This is a genomic window from Providencia sp. CIM-Carb-044, assembly GCF_033901115.1.
Lineage (GTDB): Bacteria > Pseudomonadota > Gammaproteobacteria > Enterobacterales > Enterobacteriaceae > Providencia > Providencia hangzhouensis.
In genome coordinates this window covers 1-393 of record NZ_JAXADV010000078.1, presented here as the reverse complement: position 1 = coordinate 393, position 393 = coordinate 1, and the positions used below count along the sequence as shown (strand labels likewise).

The following is a 393-nucleotide window of genomic DNA, read 5'->3' as shown; positions in this document are numbered from 1 at the left end:
GGGGTATCGCCAAGCGGTAAGGCACCAGGTTTTGATCCTGGCATTCCCAGGTTCGAATCCTGGTACCCCAGCCATCTTAAAACAATCAATAGTAGAATTCCCGGATGGGGTATCGCCAAGCGGTAAGGCACCAGGTTTTGATCCTGGCATTCCCAGGTTCGAATCCTGGTACCCCAGCCATCTACTATCCTACCTAGAGTTGCACAATTCATTTCAAAGAAATTATATATGGCTATGTAGCTCAGTTGGTTAGAGCACAACACTCATAATGTTGGGGTCACAGGTTCGAATCCCGTCGTAGCTACCATTTCTTTTGTTGGGGTATCGCCAAGCGGTAAGGCACCAGGTTTTGATCCTGGCATTCCCAGGTTCGAATCCTGGTACCCCAGCCAT

At 49.1% G+C, this 393-nt stretch carries 4 tRNA genes; all 4 read left to right on the top strand.

Annotation, left to right across the window (positions count from 1 at the left end):
- Positions 1–74 (top strand) — tRNA-Gln (locus SJ312_RS23365).
- A gap of 31 nt (positions 75–105) precedes the next feature.
- Positions 106–180: transfer RNA gene (locus tag SJ312_RS23360), tRNA-Gln, on the top strand.
- Positions 181–230: 50 nt separating this feature from the next.
- A tRNA-Met gene (locus tag SJ312_RS23355) sits at positions 231–307 on the top strand.
- Between the two features lie 10 nt (positions 308–317).
- Positions 318–392, top strand: a tRNA-Gln gene (locus SJ312_RS23350).
- The last annotated feature ends 1 nt before the right edge of the window (position 393 follow it).